Raw genomic sequence first — 22,041 nt, forward strand, 5'->3', positions numbered from 1 at the left:
GAGCATCGACTTGCCCGCGCCGGGTCCGGAGTGTTCACAGCCGGGCGCGTTCGTCTTGCAGGGCCATCCCCAGTGCCGCGACACCGATGGCGGCGAGGATACAGACCGGTTGCAGCCAACTGAGTTCGCGCAGCAGCACGATCTGCGCCAGGATCCAGGCGACGAGCGCGAATCCGGCGGCGATCGCGGCGCGAGCGCACCGGTGATCGTCCTGCGTGGCGAGAACGGCGACCAGGGTCATCGGCACGGCCACGACCAGCGCCAGCCCTGTCGCCGCGAGCGTGGGACTCTGCCACGGCAGCCGGCCTTCGAGCTCGGCGCTCACGGCGAGTGCGCCGGTGGCCAGCCCGAGCGCACCCGCTGCGGCCCAGATCGCCACTGCGCCGCTGACCAGGGACAACGCCGTCCGCGGCGCGGTCATCCGGTGGAAGTGGGTGCTGATCATGGATTCAGTGTCGTCGGTCGAAGGGCGTGCTGGGCAGGGTCCAATGTCCCCGGGCCCAGGGCCCTAGGTCGTCTCCGGTCGCGCTATGCTCTTCCGTGGCGATGGATCTCCGCCGAGGCAGCCCCGTGGGAGTGTCTGAACCGCCCCGGACCGGGGCTGATGGTTCCTTCCCTCGCAAGGAAGGAGTCTGTCCGATGTTCGGTCGCCACGATCCCGATGCCGCGTTGCCGGTCGATCCCGATGTGGGCGTGCCCGCGCTGCACGTCCGCCCGTCGTCGATCGCTGCCGTCGCCCTTGGTGGCCTGCTCGGTACCGCCGCCCGATATGGGCTCGGTGTCGCTTTTCCCGAGACCGCGGAGCAATGGCCGTTCACGACCTTCGCCATCAATGTGGCCGGTGCGTTCCTGCTGGGCGGGCTGCTGGAGGCGCTGGCCCGCTCCGGCCAGGATTCCGGGTGGCGGCTGCGGGTTCGCCTCGGCGTCGGCACGGGCTTGCTCGGCGCGTTCACCACCTACAGCACGCTCGCCGTCGACACCGATCTGCTGCTGCGCGCGAATCAGCGGTGGACCGCGATCTGCTACGCGTTCGGCAGTCTGGCGGCCGGCCTGGTCGCCACCGTGCTCGGCATCGCCGCCAGTGCGTGGATGACGTCCAGATCCGCCGAGGAGGCGACATGATGACGCTGTGGGTCGCGCTGGCCGGGAGCGTGGGCGCGGTCGCCCGGTTCGTCCTCGACGGGATGATCCGCTCCCGGCGCGCCACCGAATTCCCCTGGGGGACGGTGATCATCAACGTGACCGGGTCGTTGCTGCTGGGATTCGTCGTCGGCCTGGTCGTGTTCCGCGGTGCGCCGAGCGAGGTGCAGACGATCATCGGCGTGGGGTTCTGCGGTGGCTACACGACCTTCAGCACCGCCAGTGTCGAAACCGTTCGCCTGATCCAACGTCGGCGCTATCTCGCCGGGGTGACCAATGCCCTCGCGACGCTGGTGGTGACCGTCGCCGCGGGGGCCGTCGGTCTGGGACTGGCCGGGCTGTGAGCGATCAGCGCTCGGGGGGACGTTCGGTGAACACCTCCGTCAGTGGATGTCGCGGTGTCGCCGGGGGACGATCGGTATCGGGAGCGGTGCCGACGCGCAGCAACACTTGAGGGTTGCCCCGGTTGGTGGTGAATCCCTGGAGCAGGGAACGGCCCGCCGAGGTCTCGGTGATGTGGGTGAGCGGACAGGTGGCCCACCCCGCGACGGTGCATTCGAGCAGGATCGCCGAGAGCGCCTCGCCGGTGCGCAACCACTGCTGGGGTGAGTCGGCGGCCGTGCTCAACACGATCAGAGCCGACTGATCGACGGCGTCGGGGCGGTGTGTCGGGTGCCGAACCGGCGGGAACGACCGGGCGACGCCCACCCGTGTGAGTTCGGTGTCGGTGGGCAGCGCGGCGGGCGGGATACCGTCGGCGGGCCGATCGTGGCCGGTCCACCAGCGCAGTTCGGTCTGGTATTCCATGTCGTAGCGGTGCAGAGCAGCGGACTGTTCGGAGGCGTTTGCCAGTCGGTCGCGGGCGTTGTCGGGCAGCATGTCGAAGTCGACCCCGTGGGCCGCGGCCATCTCGCCCAGCACCACCGGCGTCATCGCGTCCCAGCCCTCGGGCGGGCGCATCGGCAGTCGGTCGGTGTAGCGGCGCTCGACGGCCGCGGCGTGCTCGGTCGTACTGGTCGACGGGTCGTCCCACGGGCGGAACTCGATGGTCGCCAGCAGGTCGGGGTGGGCCGGGTCGGGCAGGCGCACGACGTCGGTGTGCCAGCCCAGGGCGGCGAAGACCGTCCGGACGTGATCCAGGACGGCGCCGCAGCTGATCACGAGCTGTCGGCCCTGGGGGTCGGCGACCGGCAACTGTCGTTCGGGATCGCTGAACAGGTGTAGCCGCGCGCCGTCGAAGAACCACCGCCACGGTTGCGAATTGTGGACCGAGGGTGCACGGCAGCCGCGGAGCAGCGCGGCCCGCATCGTCGGTTCGTCGGGCGAGGTGGGTGCCGAGGAGTTGCCGATGACTGTCATGTGGCCAGTCTCGTCCGCCGTCGGCCGGGTGGAAATGGTCTTTGAGCACCATCGCGAGGGACCTCCGGCCCTCCTTGCCGTCAGGGCGCGGCTCGTACCGGCGTGTTGCGGTGCCAATCCGTGTCGAGATCCGCATCTACGTGGAATATGCTTATGTGGTGTCGAATCTGCGCATAAGCGAAGTGGCTGCCCTGATCGGTGTCAGCGATGACACCGTGCGCCGCTACATCGACCAGGGCCGGCTGACCGCCGTCCAGCTCGACAACGGCCGCAAGGGGGTGGACGGGCGTGAGGTCGCGCAGTTCCTCCGAGCGGGCGCGGACCGTCCCGAACCGGGTGTCACCGTCGCGACGTCGGCGCGCAACCGGATGACCGGGATCGTCACCCGTGTCGTGAAGGACACCGTGATGGCCCAGGTCGAAATGCAGGCCGGTCCGTTTCGCCTGGTGTCATTGATGAGCCGGGACTCCGTCGACGAGCTCGGCCTCGAGATCGGCAGCATCGCGGTCGCCTCGGTCAAATCGACGCACGTCGTCGTCGAAATCCCGGAAAGCTGACGAGGTCGCACATGATTCGGACAGTGCGCGCGGCGGCCCTTGCCGGGGCCCTCGCCGTGGCCGCGGTGGGCTGCGGGACCGACACCACCGAGCCCGCGGTCGATGGCAGCATCAACGGGACGGTGACGGTCTTCGCGGCCGCCTCGTTGACCGAGACGTTCACCGAGCTGGGCCAGCGGTTCGAAGCCGCGCATCCCGGGACGAAGGTGGTCTACAGCTTCGGCGCCAGCTCGGCGTTGGCCGAACAGATCAAGCAGGGCGCGCCGGCGGACGTGTTCGCCTCGGCGGCGCCCAAGGACATGCAGCAGGTCGTCGACGCGGGCGACATCACGGCAGCACCGGTGACCTTCGTACGTAACCGTCTCGAAATCGTGGTGCCGCAGGGCAATCCGGGCAACATCACCGGTCTGGCCGACTTCGGCGAGACCGAACCCAAGATCGCGCTGTGCGCCGAGCAGGTGCCCTGCGGCGCGGCGGGCACAGCAGTGTTCGAGGTTGCCGGGGTCGACCCGCGTCCCGACACCAGGGAAGCCGATGTGAAAGCGGTGCTGACGAAGGTGGCCCTCGGGGAGGTCGATGCCGCGCTGGTCTACCGCACCGATGTGCGGGCCGCGGGGAACAAGGTCGAGGGCATCGAGTTCCCGGAGGCGGACAGGGCCATGACCGACTACCCCGTCGCGCCGCTGGCCAAGGCGCCCAACGCGGCCGCCGCGGCGGCGTTCGTCGAGTTCATCGGGTCCGAGCAGGCCCGGACGGTGTTCGGTCAGGCGGGGTTCGATACCCCGTGACCGAGGTCGCGCGCCGGCGGGCGGTACGAGGACGGCGACCGCTGATCCTGGTCCTGCCCGCCGTGTGCGGTCTGGCGTTTCTGATCCTGCCGCTGGTCGGCCTGCTGCTGCGCGCGCCGTGGCGGAGTCTGCCCGAACGGCTGTCCAGCCCCGAAGTCGTGGAGGCATTACAGCTGTCGCTGGTATGTGCGACCGCGGCCACGGTGGTGTGTGTGGTTCTCGGGATTCCGTTGGCGTGGTTGCTGGCTCGCGGTGACCTGCCCGGGCTCGGGCTCGTTCGCGCGTTGGTGACGGTGCCGCTGGTGTTGCCCCCGGTGGTCGGTGGGGTGGCACTGCTGCTGGTGCTGGGGCGGCGGGGAATCATCGGACGCCATCTCGAGGAGTGGTTCGGGTTCTCGTTGCCGTTCACCACGCCCGGGGTGATCGTCGCGGAGGCCTTTGTCGCGATGCCGTTCCTGGTGATCGCGGTCGAGGGCGCCTTGCGCGGCGCGGACCCCCGCTACGAGGAAGCCGCCGCCACCCTCGGTGCGTCGCGGTGGTTGACCTTTCGGCGTGTCACCCTGCCCTCGGTGATGCCGGGCGTCGTCGCCGGCGCAGTGTTGTGCTGGGCGCGGGCACTCGGGGAATTCGGGGCGACGATCACTTTCGCCGGCAACTTCCCCGGAACCACGACCACCATGCCGCTGGCGGTGTACATGGCATTGGAAACCAATCCGGAGGACGCGATCGTGCTCAGCCTGGTGCTGCTCGCGGTGTCGGTGGTGGTGCTAGCCGCGCTGCGCGATCGATGGACCCGGGGGCCGATGTGACCCTGGATGCCACGATCCGCGTGCGCCGCGCGGAGTTCGAACTCGATGTCGCCTTCGCCGTCGCACCGGGGGAAGTGGTGGCACTGCTCGGCCCCAACGGCGCGGGAAAGACCACCGCGCTGCGGGCCCTGGCCGGATTGACACCACTGACCGGCGGCCGGATCCGCCTCGACGAGCGGCGCTGGGACGAGCCGCCTGGGCATTTCGTGCCCGCGGACCGGCGCTCGGTCGGTGTGGTGTTCCAGGACTATCTGCTGTTCGCGCACATGAGCGCCAAGGAAAATGTCGCGTTCGGGTTGCGGGCGCGCGGTGAGCATCGTCGGGAGGCACGCGAGCGGGCGGCGGGCTGGCTGAAGCGGGTCGGTCTCGGCGAGCATCTCGAGGCGAAACCGAGGGCGCTGTCCGGTGGGCAGGCCCAGCGGGTGGCGCTGGCCCGCGCGCTGGCCACCGATCCGGACCTGCTGTTGCTCGACGAACCGCTGGCCGCCCTCGACGCGGGCACCCGGCTGCAGGTCCGCGCGGAGTTGGCGAGTCATCTGCGCGACTACCCCGGCCACACCGTGCTGGTCACCCACGATCCGCTCGACGCGATGGTGCTGGCGGACCGGCTGATCATCATCGAGAACGGTGCGATCGTCCAAGAGGGCGCTCCGGGCGATGTCGCCCGCCACCCCCGCACCGACTACGTCGCCGACCTGGTCGGCCTGAACCTCTACCGGGGCACCGCCGAGGGCACCACCGTCGACCTCGGCGACGGCGCCCGGCTCACCGTCGCCGAGCCCGCCCACGGCCCCGTCCATCTCGCCTTCGCGCCCAACGCGGTCAGCCTGTATCCCGAACGGCCCGAAGGCAGTCCACGCAACACCTGGCCGGCAACCGTGGTCGGCCTCGAACAACACGCCCACACCACCCGCGTCCGCCTCGACGGCGCACCCTCGGTGCTCGCCGAAGTCACCCCCGCCACCGTCGCCGAACTCCGCCTGCACACCGGCGCCCGCCTGTGGGCAACCGTCAAGGCCACCGAGATCCGCACCTACCCAGCATGATCGGTGCCGCCATCCGCCACTCCGCCCAACCATCGCCGAACCTCGCTCGCCGATGCCAGATGCACGATGTCGACGGCGGGGAAGTGGGCGATTCGTTGCCCGGTGCGTTCGCGCCGTGCTTGGTGGTGGCTCCAGGCCCATCGAATCGGATGGTCCGGTTTCGGCCAGTCGCGAAAGGACTCGCGGTTTCCGTTCCACAGCTCGCGGCCGTCGATCGCGCGCGTGAACGAGCGCCGCAGGACGCGGGTCATGACGGTGCGTTTCGGCAGATCGAGCCAGATGACGGTGTCCGCCCTGGTCCACAGCAGATCGCCGAGCAGTCTCTGGTACTGGTCCTCGGTGACCCAACGGGAGCCGGAGCTGAATCGTTCGACATCGTCCTCGAACTCGGGGCGTTTCACCCAGCCGGGGCCATGGTGCAGTGCGTCCAGCTCATAGCGGGGGATCCCCAGGCGATCGGCCAATCGCCTTGCCAGCGTGGTCTTTCCGGCTCCCGAGATGCCGCTGATCAGAATCCTCTCCACCAGAGCACCCTAGTGGGCTGCTCGCGTGAGGTCAGCGACCGGTGGCGCCGTCGAGCAGTTCGACGACGATGATCGTCAGCGGCCACCGATCAGGGGCGGTGATTGTCGAACCTTCGGTGCGTCGACGGCTAGTCGAGATCGGCGAGCGCTTTCGCTCGCGTCAGAACGTTCTCGAGCATGGCCGGGGTGAGGCGACCGGTGAAAGTGTTGTGCGGGCTCACGTGATAACAACCGAGTACGGTGACCGTTCGCCCGTCGGGGTGGGTCAGGGCGAGTTCCGCGCCGTGGCCGAAACGCGGGCGTGGGCGTGGGATTGTCCAGCCACCTTCGCCGAGCACGGTGAACAAGGCCTGCCAGCCGAATTCGCCCAGCACCATGATGACCTTCAGCGACGGCCTGAGCAGTTCCAATTCGCGGCTGAGAAAAGGCGCGCACCGACGACGTTCTGCCGCGGTCGGCTTGTTCTGCGGCGGCGCGCAATGCACGGGCGCGGTGAGCCGGGTGCCGATCATCTCGATGCCGTCGTCGGCGCTGACCGGTTGCGCGCCGGTCGCCAATCCGACCGCGTGCAGGGCGGCGAACAGGACGTCGCCGCTCTGGTCGCCGGTGAACATGCGCCCGGTTCGATTGCCACCGTGGGCGGCCGGGGCGAGCCCGACGACCAGAAACGCGGCGTCGTCGGGACCGAAGCCGGGAACTGGACGGGCCCAATAGTCCTCGTCGCGAAACGCGGCCCGCTTGACCCGAGCGACCTCGGTACGCCAGGCCACCAGGCGCGGGCAGGCGAAGCAGGAGGAAACCAAGCGGTCGAGTTCGGCGATACCGTGCGTGTTCTCCGCCGCGAGCGGCGCCTTCTCCGGGCCGTGGGAGCGGAGGTCGGTAGGTTCGCTACGCCCGTCGCCCGCCATCGCCCCAGCTTAGTCGCCGCGCCACCTCGGTCATCGAGCCGCGCGGGGCGGTTAGCCCGGCGAACTTCCTGCGCGGTACCAGCGGTACCACGTACTGTGAGGACATGGTGTCCCCCGAGATCGTGACCGCCGACGGAGTCGTGCGCGGTCGTGCGGGCCGTCGAGTAGCGCGCTGGCGCGCGCTACCGTATGCCGCCGCACCCACAGGAGATTTGCGCTTGCGGGCGCCGCAACCGGTCCAGCCGTGGACGGGGGTGCGCGCGGCGACCGAGTTCTCCTTCGCCGCCGTGCAGAACCCCGGCGGCGCGCGCACCGGGCCGCGCACCTGGCAACCCACCGGCGAGGACTGCCTGACTCTGAATGTGACCGCTCCGGTGACACCCTCGGCATCGCCGCGGCCGGTGCTGGTGTTCATCCACGGCGGCGGATATCTGCTCGGGACCTCGAGCATGTACTCCGGTGCCCGGCTGGCGTTGCGCGGTGATGTGATCGTCGTGTCGGTGAACTACCGGCTCGGCGCCTTCGGCTACGTCGATTTCAGCGAATTCTCCACCGCGGAAAGACCATTCGACTCGAACCTGGGCCTGCGCGATCAGGTCGCGGCCCTGGACTGGGTGCAGCGCAACATCGCCGCGTTCGGTGGCGATCCCGACAATGTCACCGTCTTCGGCGAATCGGCGGGCGCGCACGCCGTGATCACCCTGCTGGCGACGCCCGCGGCGCGCGGGCTGTTCCACCGGGCGATCGCGCAGAGCGCCCCCGCGGACTGGACGATGCGGCCCGAGGAAGCCGGCCGCTTCGCGCACCGCTGCCTCGAGCGGCTCGGCGCCGACCCCACCGACGCCGCGACCGTTCTCAACGCCGTACCCGCGAGCGAACTCGGCCGCGCGGGCGATCGGGCGCTGGGCCGCGCCCTGCGCGAGGAACCGGGCAGCTTCCCGTATGCCCCGGTCGTCGACGGCGATTTCCTGCCCGAGGCACCCCTGGACGCGATCGCCGCGGGCCGCGCCCATCCGGTGCCGCTGATCATCGGCACCAACCGTGACGAGGTGACCCTGTTCCAGCGCTTCGCCAAAACGGTCCCGCACACCCCACAGCAGCTCAGCACCGCCTTCGGCCGCTACGAACCGGGCGCCGAACAACAAGTGACCAGCCGCTATGCGGGCTATCCGGCCGCGCGGACCGCGGTGCGGGTGGCCAGTGATCTGATGTTCCTGCGCCCGACCCTGGCGGTGCTGGAAGGCCACAGTCGGCACGCGCCGACCTACGCCTACCGATTCGATTTCGCACCGCGCGCGCTGCGGCTGGCCGGACTCGGCGCCACCCACGCGCTCGACCTCGTGCCCGTCTTCGGCTGGGTCGACGGTCCGGTGGGCCGGGCCATGACTGCCGCCGGTGGCAGGCGGGGATTCCGCGCGGTCCAGGACTTCATGCAGGACAACTGGACCAGCTTCGCCCGCACCGGCCAACCGCAATCGAGCTGGCCGACCTACACCGCCGAACGCCGAGCCACCTGCATCATCGACCATCCACCGCGGGTGCTCATCGACCCGGACTCCGCGCAGCGCGAAGCCTGGCAGGGCATTCGGCTCGCCGAGACCGCCGTGGATCGGAAGAACGAGGCATGACCGTCGACGGCGGACACCTGGCGCGGCGCATCGAGGACCTCTACGCCAACGATGCGCAGATCCGGGCGGCCCGGCCCGACGAGGCGGTCCATGCCGCCGTCACCGCGCCCGGGCTGTCGCTGGCGCGCGTCGTCGCGACCGCGATGACCGGCTATGCCGAACGTCCGGCACTCGGTGCCCGGCGCACCGAACTGGTCCGTGACACGGCGACCGGCCGCGCCACCCGACGGCTGCTGCCGGAGTTCGAGCTGCGCAGCTATGGCGAGGTGTGGGAACGGGCTCGCGCGCTGGCCGCGGCGTGGCATGCCGATGGTTTCGTCGCGGGCGACTTCGTCACCATGCTCGGGTTCACCGGCGTCGACTACACGGTGCTCGATCTGGCCGCCATCCACCTCGGCGCGGTCGCGGTGCCCTGGCAATCCGGTGCCGGTCTCGCCCAGTTGCGTTCGATCCTCGACGAGACCGCGCCGCGGATCTTCGCGGTCGACACCGCCCACCTCGGCATCGCCGTCGACGCGGTCCTCGCCGGTTCGCCACCGCGCACCCTGGTCGTGTTCGACCACCACGCCGACGATGACGACCACCGCGACGCCCTCGCCGCCGCCCGCACCCGGCTCGGCGTCGCCGGGTCCACGACAGTGCTGCGCACGCTGGCCGACCTCGTCGAGCACGGCCGTCACGCCCCTGCCGCTCCGCTGTCCGAGCCCGCAGCGGGGGAGGATCCACTGGCACTGCTGATCTACACCTCGGGCAGTACCGGCACACCCAAGGGCGCGATGTACACCCAGCGACTGGTCGCGGTGGGCTGGCAGCCGCCACGTCCGCTGGCCGCGATCAACGTCAACTTCCTGCCGATGAGTCATATCGCCGCCCGGCTCACCCTCAACAGCGCGCTCGCCCGCGGTGGCACCGCCTATTTCGCCGCGGCGCCGGACATGTCAACCCTGTTCGAGGACATCGCGCTGGTGCGGCCCACCGAGATCTTCCTCGTGCCCCGCGTCTGCGACCTGATCCAGCAACGGTTCCGGTACGAAGTCGAACAGCGCGGCGGTCCCGACATCGATGCCGAGGTGCTCGCCGAACAGGTGCGGACCGAACTGCGCGAACAGTTCCTGGGCGGTCGCCTGCTGTCGGTACTGTGCGGCAGCGCGCCGATCGCACCCGACCTGCGCGTCTTCGTCGAATCGGTGCTGCAGCTGCGGCTGCACGACGGGTACGGCTCCACCGAGACCGGCGGCGGGGTCATCTTCGACACCAAGGTGATGCGTCCGCCGGTGCTGGACTACAAGCTCGTCGACGTGCCCGAACTCGGCTATTTCAGCACCGACAAGCCCTATCCGCGCGGGGAGCTGCTGCTCAAGACCACCACCATGATCGCCGGGTACTACCGCCGCCCCGAGGTGACCGCCGAGGTGTTCGACGCCGACGGGTTCTGCCGCACCGGTGACGTGGTGGCCGAGCTCGCGCCCGACCGGCTCGCCTATGTCGACCGCCGCAACAATGTCCTCAAACTGTCCCAGGGCGAGTTCGTGACGGTGTCGCGGCTGGAAGCGATCTACGCCGGGGCCGATCTGGTGCATCAGATCTACGTCTACGGCAGCAGCGAACGGTCGTACCTGCTCGCGGTCGTCGTGCCGACCACCGCCGCGCTGGCCCTGCCCGCCGCGGAACTGCGTGGCGCGGTGCGGGCTTCGCTGCACAGGGCCGCGGCGGCGGCAGATCTCGAACCCTTCGAGATCCCGCGGGACTTCCTGCTGGAAACCGAACCGTTCACGGTCGCCGACGGGCTGCTCTCCGGCGTCGGGAAACTGTTGCGGCCGAAACTGAAACAGCGCTATGGCCACCGGCTCGAGGAGCTCTACGCGGCAGTGGCACGCGACCAGGACGACGAACTACAGCGCCTGCGCCGCGATGTATCCGGCCTGTCGGTGTCGGAGACCGTCGCCCGCGCGGCCCGCGCCGTGCTCGGCTGCGCGCCCGAGGACCTGCGCCCGGACGCGCGGCTGGCCGACCTGGGCGGGGATTCGCTGGCGGCACTGTCCTATTCGACGTTGCTGCGCGAACTGCTCGCCGTCGAGGTGCCGGTGAACGTGCTGCTCGGCCCGGACAGCGACCTGACCCGCATCGCCGACTACATCCGCCGCGAGCGCGAACCCGGCACGCGCAGAACCGATGCCGACGCCGTCCACGGTGTCGGTGCCACCGAGATCCGTGCCGCCGACCTGGTGCTGGAGAAGTTCCTCGATGCTCCGACCCTCGCCGCGGCCGCTGCGCTGCCCGCGACCACCGCGGTGAACACCGTCCTGATCACCGGCGCGAACGGTTACCTCGGCAGGTTCCTGCTGCTGAGCTGGCTCGAACGCCTCGCCCCGCGCGGCGGCACCGTCATCTGCGTGGTGCGCGGCGCCGATGCCGCCGCGGCTCGCGCCCGCCTCGACGCGGCCTTCGACAGCGATGACGAGCTGAGCGAGAACTTCCTGCTCCTGGCGAAACAGGCATTGGAGGTGCTGCCCGGTGACATCGGCGAACCGGAACTCGGTCTGCCGCAGCCGGTGTGGCGGCGGCTGGCCGAACAGGTCGACCTGATCGTGCACTCGGCGGCCCTGGTGAACCACGTGCTGCCCTACGCGCAACTGTTCGGCCCGAATGTCGTCGGCACCGCCGAGATCCTGCGGCTGGCCCTGACCGCGAAACGCACACCGGTGAGCTACCTGTCGACCGTGGCCGTCGCGGCGCAGGGGGAGACCTTCGCCGAGGATGGTGACGTGCGGGTGATGAGCCCGGTACGGCGCCTGGATCAGAGCTACGCCAACGGATACGGCAACAGCAAATGGGCCGGTGAGGTGCTGCTGCGTGAGGCGCAGCAGCGGTTCGGGCTGCCGGTGGCGGTGTTCCGTTCGGACATGATCCTGGCGCATTCACGCTATCGCGGGCAGCTCAATGTGCCCGATGTGTTCACCCGGTTGCTGCTGAGCGTGCTCCTCACCGGTCTGGCACCGAAGTCGTTCTACCGCACCGACTCCGACGGGAAGCGTCGGCGCGCACACTACGACGGACTGCCCGCCGACTTCGTCGCCGCCGCGATCACCGACCTGGGTGCCGCCGCGACCAGCGGCTACCGGACCTACGATGTCGTCAATCCGCACGACGACGGCATCAGCCTCGATGTCTTCGTCGACTGGCTGATCGCGGCGGGCCACCGCATCGACCGCATCGACGACTACGACGACTGGTACGCCCGCATCGACGCCGCGCTGCGCGCACTGCCCGAACAGCAACGCAAACACACCCTGCTGCCCCTGCTGCACGCCCACCGGCGGCCGGGCCGCGCACTGCCCGGTTCGGCCCTGCCCGCCGACGGATTCCGGGCCGCGGTGCGCGCGGCGCGGATCGGCCCCGACCACGACATCCCCCACCTTGGCCCGGAACTCATCGGCAAGTACGTCCGCGACCTCACCGACCTCGGCCTGGTGGCGCCGACCTGACCTGTCAGCCGTCGAGCAGGTGCGGCAGTCCGGCCCGGAACCGGTCGGCGTCGATGGCCTTGGCGGCGTCGAAGACGGGCAGCGAAACCAACGGCAGGATCGGTGCGCGGGGGGCGGGATCGTCGGCCGCGTCGAGGATCGCGTTGGCGACGGCGCGCCCGGATTCGTTGGCGCCCTCCATGGTCGCCAGGTCGATGTGGCTGCGCACGTGGTCGCCACCGAAGAACAGGTTCGGGATCGCGCAGTGGGCGTCGGGCCGGTTGTCGTAGGAGCCGACGGTGTTCACCAGCAGCGGGGTGGCGTTGTGGATCGCACCGCCGGACCAGGTGATGCCCGGATCGAGGTGCCAGGAGTGGATGTCCTCCTCCCGCAGCCAGCCGGTCCCGGTGTTCAGCCACGCCTGCAGCTGCGCCCAGACCTCGGTGGCGATCTCTTGCGCCGTGCACTCTTTCGCGGTCCGGCCGTAGCGGATGCCAGGGGTGTCCCAGTCGGAGATGTCGACCGAGAGGCACTCCACCACCGAACCGTCACCGTAGGTGGCCGCGAAATCGCCGACCCACATCGGCGCCTGGCGCAGTGCGGTGAGGGCCCAGGGCGAGCCGAGCGCGGCGATGTGGCCCTCGGGGATCTCGGTCGGGCGGCGCAGGAAGTACTGGATGCCGACCATCCAGTCGGTGTGCAGACGACGGATGCCGTCCAGGCGTGGGTCGGCGTCGAGGATCGCGCCGCTGAGCAGCGGCGCTGCCCGCTCGACCGGCATCGCGCACACATAGTGGTCGGCGGTGACGGTGCTGGCGCTCGCCGTGCCGGTCACCGTGACCGAGGCGATCCGGCCACCGCGCAGGTGCAGAGCGCTCGCGCCCTGGCCGAGGACGAATCGCACGCCGAGCGCGCGCAGGTGCTCGACCCACGGATCGATCCACGCGGCATTGGTCGGGCGGTTGAGAATCCGGTCGACCCCGCCGGAGAACTCGGGCACCACCCCGCTGCCGGCCAGGACCAGGGCCTCACCGATCGTGCCGATGGTGCGCGCGGAGCTGGTCTGCGGTTTCGCGGCGACGGTGATCCGGGTCAGCGCGTTGACCAGGTATTTGCGATAGGCGGGCGACTTGCCCTCGGCGCGCATGATCTGCTCCCACGTCACGTACTCCCACTGCCCGAAGCGGCGCTCGGTGCTCGAGGTGAACCAGACGAGCATCTGCTTGGCGAAGAAGGCGAGTTCGTGCGCAGGCAGCTCCGGGACGAAGCCGAGCGTGCCGATGAGGTTGTTCTGCAACACCTCCGGGGTCAGCTGGCGTAGACCGCCGAGTTCGACGGGCAGGAAGATCGGCGGCAGATCCTGGAATCCGGCGATGGTGCCCTCGACCCGCACGAGATTGTCCAGTACCCCGTTCGGGTTGCCGGGGAACGGGATTCGGCTCATGGTGTCGGGCACGTTGCGGTAGCAGCCGGGGAAGAAGCGGAAGCCGTGCTCGCCGGGCAGGTCCTGTCTGCCCCCGGCGGCGGTGCCCGCCACGCCGAGACTGCGGGCCTTGCCGCCGAGGTAGGCGGGTTCGTAGACCGTCACCTGATAGCCGCGTTCGGCCAGTTCGTGCGCGGCGCTGAGCCCGGCCATCCCGCCGCCGAAGATCGCGACGGTCTTGCCGCCGGTGCGTAGCAGTGGGGAGCGGCGGGCCGCGCTCGCGACAGTCGGCGTGGTGATGGCCAGCGCGGCACCGGCGGTGAGTCCGGCGCGCAGCGCGGTGCGGCGGGTGATCGGGGGCAGTGGGTCAGACATGCTGTTCTCCCAAGGCGGTGGAGCGCGCCGAGCGGGCCTCGGGCGGTGTGCTGGCGGGCGCGAGCGTGCCGCGCAGTGTTGTTCGCGTGGTGCGCCATTCGTGCGCGGCGCCGCGGATCTCGCGGGCGACGTCGGTGAACACGGCGGCGGCCGGCTGCCGGCGTAGCGCGCTGAGTAGCAGGCTCGTGGCGCGAACCGGGGTGGACAGCTCGGCGGGGCGACGAGTGCGGGAGAAGATTCCCGTGGTGATCTCCGCCAGTTCGGGATCGGTGGCGGCTCGGCGATAGAGCTCGATCTCCATGGGGCGCATGGCTTCTCCGCGCGCCAGGCGGTTGGTCCAGTGGAAGATCTCGCGGCATTCGGCGATACGCCTGCGTTCCCACGCGGCCAGCGCCAAGTCCAGTGCGAGTGGGTCGTCGAGGACCTCGGTGACCGATTCGGCCAGGAGGCGTCCGTAGTGCAGGGCGTCGCGAATTCCTTGGGCGGTGACGGGGTCCTTGAAATGTCCGGCATCGCCGGGCAGTGCCCAGCCCGGGCCCGTGGAACGGCGGAAGTAGGAGGCCAGGTGGGTCGCCGCGCGGACGCGCCCGACCCGCTCGCAACCGCGCAGTCGCTCGGCCAGCGCCGGAATGCGTGCCACTGCTTCGGTATAGCGCCGCTCCGCCGCGCCGGGCCCCGGCCGGTCGCCGGTGGCCGGTGGTTGCACCAGGCTCAGCACCAGGCCGTCATCGCAGGGGAACGCCGTGCCCAGATCGGCACCCTCGCGCCACTGCGCGGCGATGTGGCGGGCGCTGTCGACGGTGTCGCGCCAGTAGGCGAAGTAGCAGTCGCGACCGCTGGGCACCGACAGGAACGGCGACTCGGCACCCACCAGGCGGGCCACGGTGCTGCGCCGACCGTCCGCGCCGACGACCAGTGCGGCTCTGAGTTCGACCATCGCGCCGCCGCTGTCACGGTATCGCACTCCCGCGCATCGATTGTCCTCCCACACCAGCGATTCGACGCGACACCGTTGCCGCACCTCGGCGCCCGCGGCTTTCGCGGTGCGCGCGAGAACGCCGTCGAGGCCGGTGCGCCGCACGCACAACGCGTAGTCGATGCCGTCCACGGCGGGAAACGCCGTGCCGATACCGAACCCGGCGCCCTCGGCGTAGGCGCGGGTCAGTCGGGGTGCGCCGAGGGCGGTGACCTCGTCCAGTGCGCCGAGGCGTTGCAGTTCGGCGACCCCGGCGGGCCAGAGCAGGTGGGTGGACAGGGTGTCCGAGGGGAGAGTGGCGGCGTCGAGGACGACCACATCCCGGCCGGCCCTGGCCAGGGCCGCGGCGGTCGCCGAGCCCGCACAGCGCGCGCCGACCACGACGACGTCGGCCCACTCGATCGCAGTGACGGGGGAATGATCCATGGGAACCGCCTCGGTCATCGCGTCTCGGACAGTGTGTCCGATTCGATGATGAGGTGATGTCGGTCACATGTCAATAGCGCTCCGCGCCAAGGGGATTGCCGTGGCCGACGCCCTCTGACCGTCGGCCGGGCACAATGTGGGCATGGCCAATGCCCCCTCGATCCCGGCACCGGGCCGACGATGCCCTCGCTGACCCGGGTTCCGCGCTCGGCGCGAAAACCCGCCGAGGACCGCCGGGTCGACTTCGAACGCCGGGTCCTGCGCGCGGTGGAAGAGCTACTCGCCGAAGGTATTCCGTTCACCGAGCTGGCCGTGCAGAAGATCGCCGCCGCCTCCGGCTCGGCCAGATCGACCTTCTACCGATACTTTCCGGACAAGAGCAGGCTGCTCATCCGGATGGCCGAGCTGGCGACCACGGACCTGTTCGCCGCCGCCGAACAGTGGTGGGCCGACGAACACGCCGATCGCCGTGCCGGAGTCGTGCGGGCGATCGGCGTGATGATCGAGGGCTTCCGCGCCCACCGCCATCTCCTACTGGCGCTGAGCGAGGTGGCCACCTATGACCGCGAGGTCGGCGCCTACTGGCGTTCGCGGGTCGCGACCTTCGCCGCACTGGTCCACACCCGCCTCGACGCCGACCGCGCCGCCGGCCGTCTCGCTGACGACCTGAATCCGACGGCGACCGCGCTGGTCCTCACCTCCATGGTCGAGCGCACGATCACCGTTGCCTGCGGCCTCGACACCGGGATCAGCGACGAGGAGGTCGCCGAAGCGCTCGGCCGCGCCATCTGGCTCGTCGTCTACGGAGACGCGCCCTGATCCGCGCTCACGAACGCACCGCGGCGTCCGGGGCGAACGAGGTCAGGCCGACATCGCGGTAGCGGGTGACGAGCCACTGGTACGCCCGGCGGTTGCGGGCCATGGGGGAGTCGGTCAGGTCGGTCGGTAGCCGGTCGAAGGCGACGCGCAGCGCGGCGGTGATCATCTGGATTTCCCGGTCGTGGCGGCGCGTCCAGGTGATGGGCATCCGGGCGCGCACGTCGGGATGCATGATGCCGCAGCCGAGGATCATCACCACATGCGACAGCGCGGGCGAGCGATGCCATGGCCGCGGTCGGCCGCGAACTGCGCCCCGACCCCGACCACGACCCCGACCACGACCCTCTCGATGCCGCGATGAGCGCCTACGCCCTGGTCAGCGGAGCCCTCGAACTCGTCGCCGTCTGGATGCGCGGGGAATTCGACACCGCCCGCGACCAGCTGACCGACCTCATCGCCCGCCAGTTGTTGCAGGCCGCCGAGTACCCCAGGCCCGGCGGATTCGCCTCACGGCCGGGCGATCCATTCCCGCCAGCCGCCGTCGAGGACTAGGTCGGCCAGGCGGCGGTAGCCGCCGCTGCCCGGGTGGGCGCCATCGCCTGCCCGCGCTTCCTCGGCCCACCCAGGATCGTCGGCCAAAAGAGTTGTGATGTCGATGAATTCGGCGGGCAGGAATCGAGGCTCCACCTCGGCCCAGCACCGGCGGCGGATATCGTCGGGGGTGTTGCGTCGGATACCCAGGTTGAAGGCCGTGATGTCGGTGCCTGTCTCCGCGAGGACGCGACCGACCCAGCCGCGATACTCCGGGTCACCGATGCCCTGGACGAAGGAATCGCCGACGAAACAGATACGTAGATCTCCGCTCACCGGGGGAACGTAGCAGGAGGTCGCGGCGCCGAGACGGGGGTGTTTTCAGATCAGCAGGCGACTGACCGGCGCGGCGGATACCTCAGCCGCGACGAAGCTCTCCTCGGCGACCATCTCGCGGAAGAGCTGATCGTCGACGGCGTCCATCACCGCGGCGGTCTGGCTCGCCATCACCCGCAGCGCGGTGATCTTGCGGTCCAGCCGCTCGGCCTGCAGTTCCAGGTGCAACGAGAGATGTTCGTGCGCAACGCCATCCGGACGCTCATTGCTCATGTACATGTTCCACTCCTCGTAGAGCGGCAGGAACCGGGCCAGCTTGTCCACCGTCGGTGTGGCATACAGCAGCCTGACCCGGCATCCGGTCTCGCGCCAGGCTCGGGTGACCCAGCGGTGCACCGCGATGTGGTCGGGGTGATAGGTCATGCCCTCCGGGCCGAAGGTGAGGATCGTGTCGGGCCGGACGTCCTCGACCAGCCGATCTGCCCAGTCCCGCCCAGCCGACTCGTGCCCGGACAACTCGCCGTCGGGAAGGCTGTACACCTCGTGCTCGTGTACGCCGAGCACCGCCATCGCCGCGGCGGCCTCCCATCGCCGGATCCGGCCGAGTCGCGTCGGCGTCCAGGTCGTGGGGTCCGAGGAACCCCTTTCGCCCGCACTGGCCGTCGCGCACACCACGCGCTGGCCGTTGTCGCTGGCGGCGGCCATGATCCCGGCCGCGAGATAGGTTTCGTCGTCCGGGTGCGCCCAGATCGACAGGATGGTTCCGAGTTCGGTGAGATCAGACATGGGGCCACTGTCCCGGCCGCCGCTGTCACCGCGCTGTCGCCACATCGACACCGAGAACAGCGCGTGACAGCGCCCTGACATCGGTGATGGTGACGCTGAACCCATGACGAACACTCTCATCACCACAGCCATCCCCGACGAGCTGCTCGACGCTTTCCGTGCCCGTGCGGGCGCACACGACCGCGACAACACCTACCTCGCCGACGACCTGGCCGACCTGCGCGCGATCGGATACCTTGCCGCCGCAGTCCCCGTCGACCGTGGCGGCTGGGGCTTGTCGTTGGGCCAGCTGGCCGCCAGTCAGCGCCGCCTGGCTCGCTATGCCCCGGCCACCGCCTTGGCGATGACCATGCACTCGTACTGGATCGGCGTCGCCACCGAGATGGAGCGCGCCGGTGACCGCTCACTCGAGTGGATCCACCACGAGGCCGTCGCAGGCGAGGTGATCGCCGCGGGCCACGCCGAGGCCGGCAACGACCTGCCCGTTCTCATGTCGACCTGCCGCGCCCGCCGCGTCGAGGGCGGCTATGTGTTCACCGGGCGCAAACAGTTCGGCTCCAACGGCCCGGCCTGGAAGTGGCTCGGTGCACACGGCGTCGACGCCGACGCTCCCGGCGGCCCGCACATCGTGCATGCGTTCGTCGAACGAACCAGCCACGGCGTGCAGGTCGTCGACACCTGGGACACCCTCGGTATGCGCCCGACGCAAAGCCACGACACCGTGCTCACCGAGGTGTTCGTCCCCGACGAGCGCATCGGCTGTGTCGCGCCCGCCGGTGACGGCACCCACCCGTTCCTGGTCGGCATGACGATGTGGCCGCTGTCGCTGATGGCAGCGGTGTACTTGGGCATCGCCGACCGGGCGCTCGAACTGGCGTGTGCGGACGCCCGCCGCAAGAAGTCGGTGGCCATCGAGCGTGGCTCCTACGCCTACAACCCGTTCGTGCAGCATCAGGTCGCGCAGATGTACCTCGAACTCGACGCCGCCTCCGCGGTGTTGGAGCGTTTCCTCCAGGACTGGCTGGGTGGCGTCGACCACGGCGAGGCGTGGGTGCCGAAGGTGTACTCGATGAAGTGGCGCGCCGTGGAGGCCGCCAAACGCGTGGTCGACATCGCACTCGACGTCAGTGGCGGTGCGGGCATGTTCCGCGGCAACGAACTCGAGCGACTCTACCGGGACGTGCGCTGCGGTGGCTTCCATCCCGCCAACGCCGCGCTCACCCACGAGTTGGTCGGCAAGGCGGCGCTCGGGCTGCTCGGCGAACAGCCGCGTTGGTAGCTCAGAGTGCGCTCGAGACGTATTCGATGAGGTTGTCGCCGTCCATCGCGGCGCCGCGGCGGCGGGCGGTTTCGTACCGTTCGTCGCCGAGGGCCGCGCGCAGCCTCGCCGCGAGTTCGTCCATCGCGGTGCCGTCGGCGCCGCTGGGCCGCTGTCCGATCGGCGCCGCACGGATCGCGCCCTCCAGCAGTGCGGCGTCTTCGGGCCGACCCAGTCCTTCGAGCAGGTGTGCGATGGAGCGCAGCATCACCCACTGTGTCGCCCACATGCCCGCGCGTCGCCAGTGACGGATGAGGCGTGGATAGGTGCTGGCGGCGCCGTCGTACCTGCCCGCGCGGACATCCAGCGAGGCCTTCGACGCGCCCGCGACGCCGGTGACGAACGTCGTCGCGGTGAGTTCGGCGATGTGTAAGGCCGTTTCGAGGCGTTCTCGGGCGAGTTCAGGGTCGGTGTCCAGGATCGCCTCGCCCGCGCAATACCAGGCGTAGGCCGCGTAGGGGGAGGTGTTGTCGCCCGTCTCGGCGATCAGTTCGGCGGCCAGCCCGGGCGCGTCCGGGTCGTGGGCGTAGCCGCGCACCATGATCGCGGTGCCCTGTGGAATCAGCCGATAGGCTCGGTCGCCCACCGCATCCGCCCGCTCGGCGGCTCGGTCGTACCAGCGAGCGGACTCCGCCAGCCTGCCCGCGAACAGCTCGTACACGCCGTTGGCCCCGAACACCCGGGCCGGCAGGGAATCCGCTGCGAGGTCGGCACATTCGATCGAGCGGCGAGCGCGTCTGCCCGACTCATCGATGTCGCCGACCATCCACGCTGCGTACGCGGCCACCGCCCACACCTGCGCCGCTACCTGCCCGATGTCCTCCGGTGCCGCCGCCAGCACCTGGTCGGCCCACCCCAGCACATCCGGTCGCAGCCGCAACAGACCGTAGTCCGACAGCGCCGCGACGATCCGCCCCGCCTCGCGCGGCTCCCCGTGTGCCAGCAGCCAGTCCAGCGCGCGATGCAACTCGCCGACGTGGTCATCGATCTCGCGAATCGCCGAACTTCCCGACAACGCGAGCCGCTGGTTCGCCTGCTCGACCCAGACCACTGTGAAGTGCGCGTGTCGACCGTCCACGATCGTCTCCCGCCCCTCGGCCCGCAGCTGCTCCCTGCCGAATGCCCGCAACGTCTCGAGCAGCACATACCGCCGACCCGGATACCGCATGACCAGCGACCCCTCCACCAACTGCGTCAGCAGTTCGGCCACCTCGGTCACCGGCAGCTCACAGATCGCGGCCGCAGCGGCCACCTCGAACGACTCCGTGAACGCCGACAGCTCGGTGAACACCCGCCGGCGACGCTCGTCCAGCAACGTGAACGACCACGCCACCGCCGCCGACAACGACCCGTGCCGAATCGATGTCCGATACCCCGCCGACAGGAACTCGAACGGTTGCTCCAACCCGGCCGCGATCTCGGCCAGGTCGTGCGAATACATCCGCGCCGCAGCCAACTCGATCGCCAACGGCAAGCCGTCCAGCCGCGCGACGATCCCCGCCACCTGCCGGGCCGCATCGCCCTCCACCACGCCCACAGCCCGCGCACGCTCCAGGAACAGCCGCACCGCAGCCGAATCCGGCCCGTCGGCTGGCAACGGCGGAACAGGACGCACGTGTTCCCCCGCCGCGCGCAACCGCTCCCGACTCGTCGTCACCACCCGAACTCCCGCGCACCGAGCCATCAACTGCTCCACGAACCCGGCGATCGGCCCGAGCACATGTTCGCAGTTGTCGAGCAGCACCATCACTTCGGCGCCACCCACCACTGCCGCGACCCGCTCGACCAGCGGCACCCCTGGCCGTTGATCGATCCGCAGGCCCGCCGCGAGCGCCTCGTTCAGCGTCGCCGTCTCCACTCGCCCCAGCTCGCACAACATCACTGGGATTTCCGGCCGCGCCACCGCCAGCCGATGTCCTAGTTCCAGCAACAGCCGCGTCTTCCCGACACCGCCGGGCCCTGCCAGCGTCAACAACCGGCATTCCCGCGTCAGCGCCACCAGTTCTGTCAGCATCTCGTCGCGCCCGATCAGGGATGTCGGCGGCAACGGCAGCCGACTCTCCGGGGACCATTGCGCCATCCCCGCGGAATCCAGGATCCGGCGATGTGCGGCCGCGAGCTCGGGGGAGGGGTCGATGCCCAGCTCGTCGGCGAGCAGGCGGCGGAACTCGTCATAGATCCGCAGGGCGTCGGCGTGGCGGTCGGTGGCGACGAGGACGTCCATGAGCAGGGCGCGAGGGCGCTCACGGAGCGGGTGTTGGTCGACGAGGGCGCGCAGGTGGGCGGCGAGGCCGTCGGTGTCGCCTCTGGTGAGGCGGTGTTCCGCGGAGTACTCGCAGGCTCGGGTTCGGAGTTCCTCCCAGTGGGCGAGGTCGGGGGCGGCGTCGGGGTAGTCCTCCAGGTCTTGGTAGGCGGGGCCGCGCCAGCGGTCGAGAATGCGTTCCACTGTTCGGGTGTTCTCGACGGTCGGGTTCGCGAGCGCATCGGTGAGTTCATCGGCCTCGACATCGACCTTGTGTGGGTCCAGGCAGTAGCCGTCGGGGACCGAGGTGATGAGGTCGGGCAAGACCCGCCGCAATCGAGCGATCTGGTTGTGCAGCGCGGCCACCGGATCGGTGGGACCACCCGTCGGCCAGAGCAGTTCGATCGCGGCGTCGGCGGTGACCGTCCTGCCGCGACGCAGAATGAGCAGGCTCAGGAGTTTGCGTGGGAGTGTGCCGCCGGGGGTGACCTCGACACCGTCGAGCGTACGTGCGCGCAGCGGGCCGAGCACGTCGATCCGAAATCGACCAGATTTCACCGAGCTCACTCCGAGTGAAGGCGCAGGA

The 22,041-nt window shown here is 70.0% G+C and carries 21 protein-coding genes and 1 riboswitch; of the genes, 11 read left to right on the forward strand and 10 right to left on the reverse strand.

Annotated elements, in window-relative coordinates:
• Positions 1-34: 34 nt before the first annotated feature.
• Entirely contained in the window at positions 35-445 is a 411-nt protein-coding gene (locus tag BOX37_RS15870) for a hypothetical protein (protein WP_071928331.1), read from the reverse strand.
• Between the two features lie 88 nt (positions 446-533).
• A riboswitch (Fluoride riboswitch) is annotated at positions 534-621 on the forward strand.
• An 18-nt stretch (positions 622-639) separates the two neighbouring features.
• On the opposite strand from BOX37_RS15870, the gene BOX37_RS15875 reads away from it, so the two are divergent.
• A complete protein-coding gene (locus BOX37_RS15875) occupies positions 640-1,122 on the forward strand; it encodes a fluoride efflux transporter FluC (RefSeq protein ID WP_071928332.1) in 483 nt (160 codons plus the stop codon).
• On the forward strand, positions 1,119-1,484 hold the full coding sequence (gene crcB / locus BOX37_RS15880) for a fluoride efflux transporter CrcB (protein WP_071928333.1): 366 nt from the start codon (positions 1,119-1,121) through the stop codon (positions 1,482-1,484). The genes BOX37_RS15875 and crcB overlap by 4 nt, the downstream gene beginning before the upstream one ends.
• A gap of 4 nt (positions 1,485-1,488) precedes the next feature.
• Here the strand turns inward: crcB and BOX37_RS15885 are convergent, their stop codons facing one another.
• On the reverse strand, positions 1,489-2,499 hold the full coding sequence (locus BOX37_RS15885) for an Acg family FMN-binding oxidoreductase (RefSeq protein WP_071928334.1): 1,011 nt from the start codon (positions 2,497-2,499) through the stop codon (positions 1,489-1,491).
• A gap of 158 nt (positions 2,500-2,657) precedes the next feature.
• On the opposite strand from BOX37_RS15885, the gene BOX37_RS15890 reads away from it, so the two are divergent.
• The 4 genes from BOX37_RS15890 to BOX37_RS15905 are packed head-to-tail and all read left to right on the forward strand — an operon-like array spanning position 2,658 to position 5,699.
• Complete coding sequence (locus tag BOX37_RS15890) at positions 2,658-3,056, forward strand: TOBE domain-containing protein (protein WP_071931550.1); 399 nt, start codon at positions 2,658-2,660, stop codon at positions 3,054-3,056.
• A gap of 11 nt (positions 3,057-3,067) precedes the next feature.
• The gene (gene modA / locus BOX37_RS15895) at positions 3,068-3,844 is read left to right on the forward strand and encodes a molybdate ABC transporter substrate-binding protein (RefSeq protein ID WP_071928335.1); all 777 of its coding nucleotides are present in this window, start codon (positions 3,068-3,070) and stop codon (positions 3,842-3,844) included.
• Entirely contained in the window at positions 3,841-4,653 is an 813-nt protein-coding gene (gene modB / locus BOX37_RS15900) for a molybdate ABC transporter permease subunit (RefSeq protein ID WP_071928336.1), read from the forward strand. The genes modA and modB overlap by 4 nt, the downstream gene beginning before the upstream one ends.
• The gene (locus BOX37_RS15905; protein WP_071931551.1) at positions 4,650-5,699 is read left to right on the forward strand and encodes an ABC transporter ATP-binding protein; all 1,050 of its coding nucleotides are present in this window, start codon (positions 4,650-4,652) and stop codon (positions 5,697-5,699) included. The genes modB and BOX37_RS15905 overlap by 4 nt, the downstream gene beginning before the upstream one ends.
• Here BOX37_RS15905 and BOX37_RS15910 read toward each other — a convergent pair.
• Together BOX37_RS15910 and BOX37_RS15915 are read right to left on the reverse strand one after the other, a co-directional pair.
• Entirely contained in the window at positions 5,687-6,223 is a 537-nt protein-coding gene (locus BOX37_RS15910; protein ID WP_071928337.1) for a P-loop NTPase family protein, read from the reverse strand. The two genes, BOX37_RS15905 and BOX37_RS15910, sit on opposite strands and share 13 nt — an antisense overlap.
• Positions 6,224-6,351: 128 nt before the next feature.
• A complete protein-coding gene (locus BOX37_RS15915) occupies positions 6,352-7,131 on the reverse strand; it encodes a uracil-DNA glycosylase (protein WP_071928338.1) in 780 nt (259 codons plus the stop codon).
• A gap of 104 nt (positions 7,132-7,235) precedes the next feature.
• Here BOX37_RS15915 and BOX37_RS15920 point away from each other — a divergent pair, with 104 nt between their 5' ends.
• A complete protein-coding gene (locus BOX37_RS15920) occupies positions 7,236-8,759 on the forward strand; it encodes a carboxylesterase/lipase family protein (protein ID WP_071928339.1) in 1,524 nt (507 codons plus the stop codon).
• Positions 8,756-12,244: a carboxylic acid reductase gene (gene car, locus BOX37_RS15925; protein WP_071928340.1), complete on the forward strand. Its 3,489-nt coding sequence runs from the start codon at positions 8,756-8,758 to the stop codon at positions 12,242-12,244. Before BOX37_RS15920 ends, car begins: the two co-directional genes overlap by 4 nt.
• A 4-nt stretch (positions 12,245-12,248) precedes the next feature.
• On the opposite strand, the gene BOX37_RS15930 is transcribed toward car, so the two are convergent.
• Together BOX37_RS15930 and BOX37_RS15935 are read right to left on the reverse strand one after the other, a co-directional pair.
• Positions 12,249-14,021, reverse strand: a complete 1,773-nt coding sequence (locus BOX37_RS15930; protein WP_071928341.1) for a hydroxysqualene dehydroxylase — start codon at positions 14,019-14,021, stop codon at positions 12,249-12,251.
• Positions 14,014-15,423 (reverse strand): NAD(P)/FAD-dependent oxidoreductase, encoded by a 1,410-nt coding sequence (locus tag BOX37_RS15935; RefSeq protein WP_071931552.1) that lies wholly within the window; start codon positions 15,421-15,423, stop codon positions 14,014-14,016. The genes BOX37_RS15930 and BOX37_RS15935 overlap by 8 nt, the downstream gene beginning before the upstream one ends.
• Positions 15,424-15,603: 180 nt before the next feature.
• On the opposite strand from BOX37_RS15935, the gene BOX37_RS15940 reads away from it, so the two are divergent.
• Entirely contained in the window at positions 15,604-16,242 is a 639-nt protein-coding gene (locus BOX37_RS15940) for a TetR/AcrR family transcriptional regulator (RefSeq protein WP_071928342.1), read from the forward strand.
• A gap of 7 nt (positions 16,243-16,249) precedes the next feature.
• Here the strand turns inward: BOX37_RS15940 and BOX37_RS15945 are convergent, their stop codons facing one another.
• Positions 16,250-16,495: a hypothetical protein gene (locus BOX37_RS15945; RefSeq protein ID WP_206045838.1), complete on the reverse strand. Its 246-nt coding sequence runs from the start codon at positions 16,493-16,495 to the stop codon at positions 16,250-16,252.
• A gap of 32 nt (positions 16,496-16,527) precedes the next feature.
• On the opposite strand from BOX37_RS15945, the gene BOX37_RS15950 reads away from it, so the two are divergent.
• Positions 16,528-16,794, forward strand: coding sequence for a hypothetical protein (locus tag BOX37_RS15950; protein ID WP_071928343.1), 267 nt, complete (start codon positions 16,528-16,530; stop codon positions 16,792-16,794).
• Here the strand turns inward: BOX37_RS15950 and BOX37_RS15955 are convergent.
• Entirely contained in the window at positions 16,750-17,109 is a 360-nt protein-coding gene (locus tag BOX37_RS15955) for an SGNH/GDSL hydrolase family protein (RefSeq protein WP_071928344.1), read from the reverse strand. The genes BOX37_RS15950 and BOX37_RS15955 overlap by 45 nt on opposite strands.
• A gap of 45 nt (positions 17,110-17,154) precedes the next feature.
• Positions 17,155-17,895, reverse strand: a complete 741-nt coding sequence (locus tag BOX37_RS15960; RefSeq protein WP_071931553.1) for a PIG-L deacetylase family protein — start codon at positions 17,893-17,895, stop codon at positions 17,155-17,157.
• A gap of 103 nt (positions 17,896-17,998) precedes the next feature.
• On the opposite strand from BOX37_RS15960, the gene BOX37_RS15965 reads away from it, so the two are divergent.
• Positions 17,999-19,174: an acyl-CoA dehydrogenase family protein gene (locus BOX37_RS15965; RefSeq protein WP_071928345.1), complete on the forward strand. Its 1,176-nt coding sequence runs from the start codon at positions 17,999-18,001 to the stop codon at positions 19,172-19,174.
• A 1-nt stretch (position 19,175) separates the two neighbouring features.
• Here BOX37_RS15965 and BOX37_RS15970 read toward each other — a convergent pair whose 3' ends face one another.
• Positions 19,176-22,013 (reverse strand): AfsR/SARP family transcriptional regulator, encoded by a 2,838-nt coding sequence (locus BOX37_RS15970; protein ID WP_071931554.1) that lies wholly within the window; start codon positions 22,011-22,013, stop codon positions 19,176-19,178.
• Positions 22,014-22,041 lie beyond the last annotated feature (28 nt).

Origin of the sequence: Nocardia mangyaensis, from assembly GCF_001886715.1 — a bacterium.
Classification (GTDB): domain Bacteria; phylum Actinomycetota; class Actinomycetes; order Mycobacteriales; family Mycobacteriaceae; genus Nocardia; species Nocardia mangyaensis.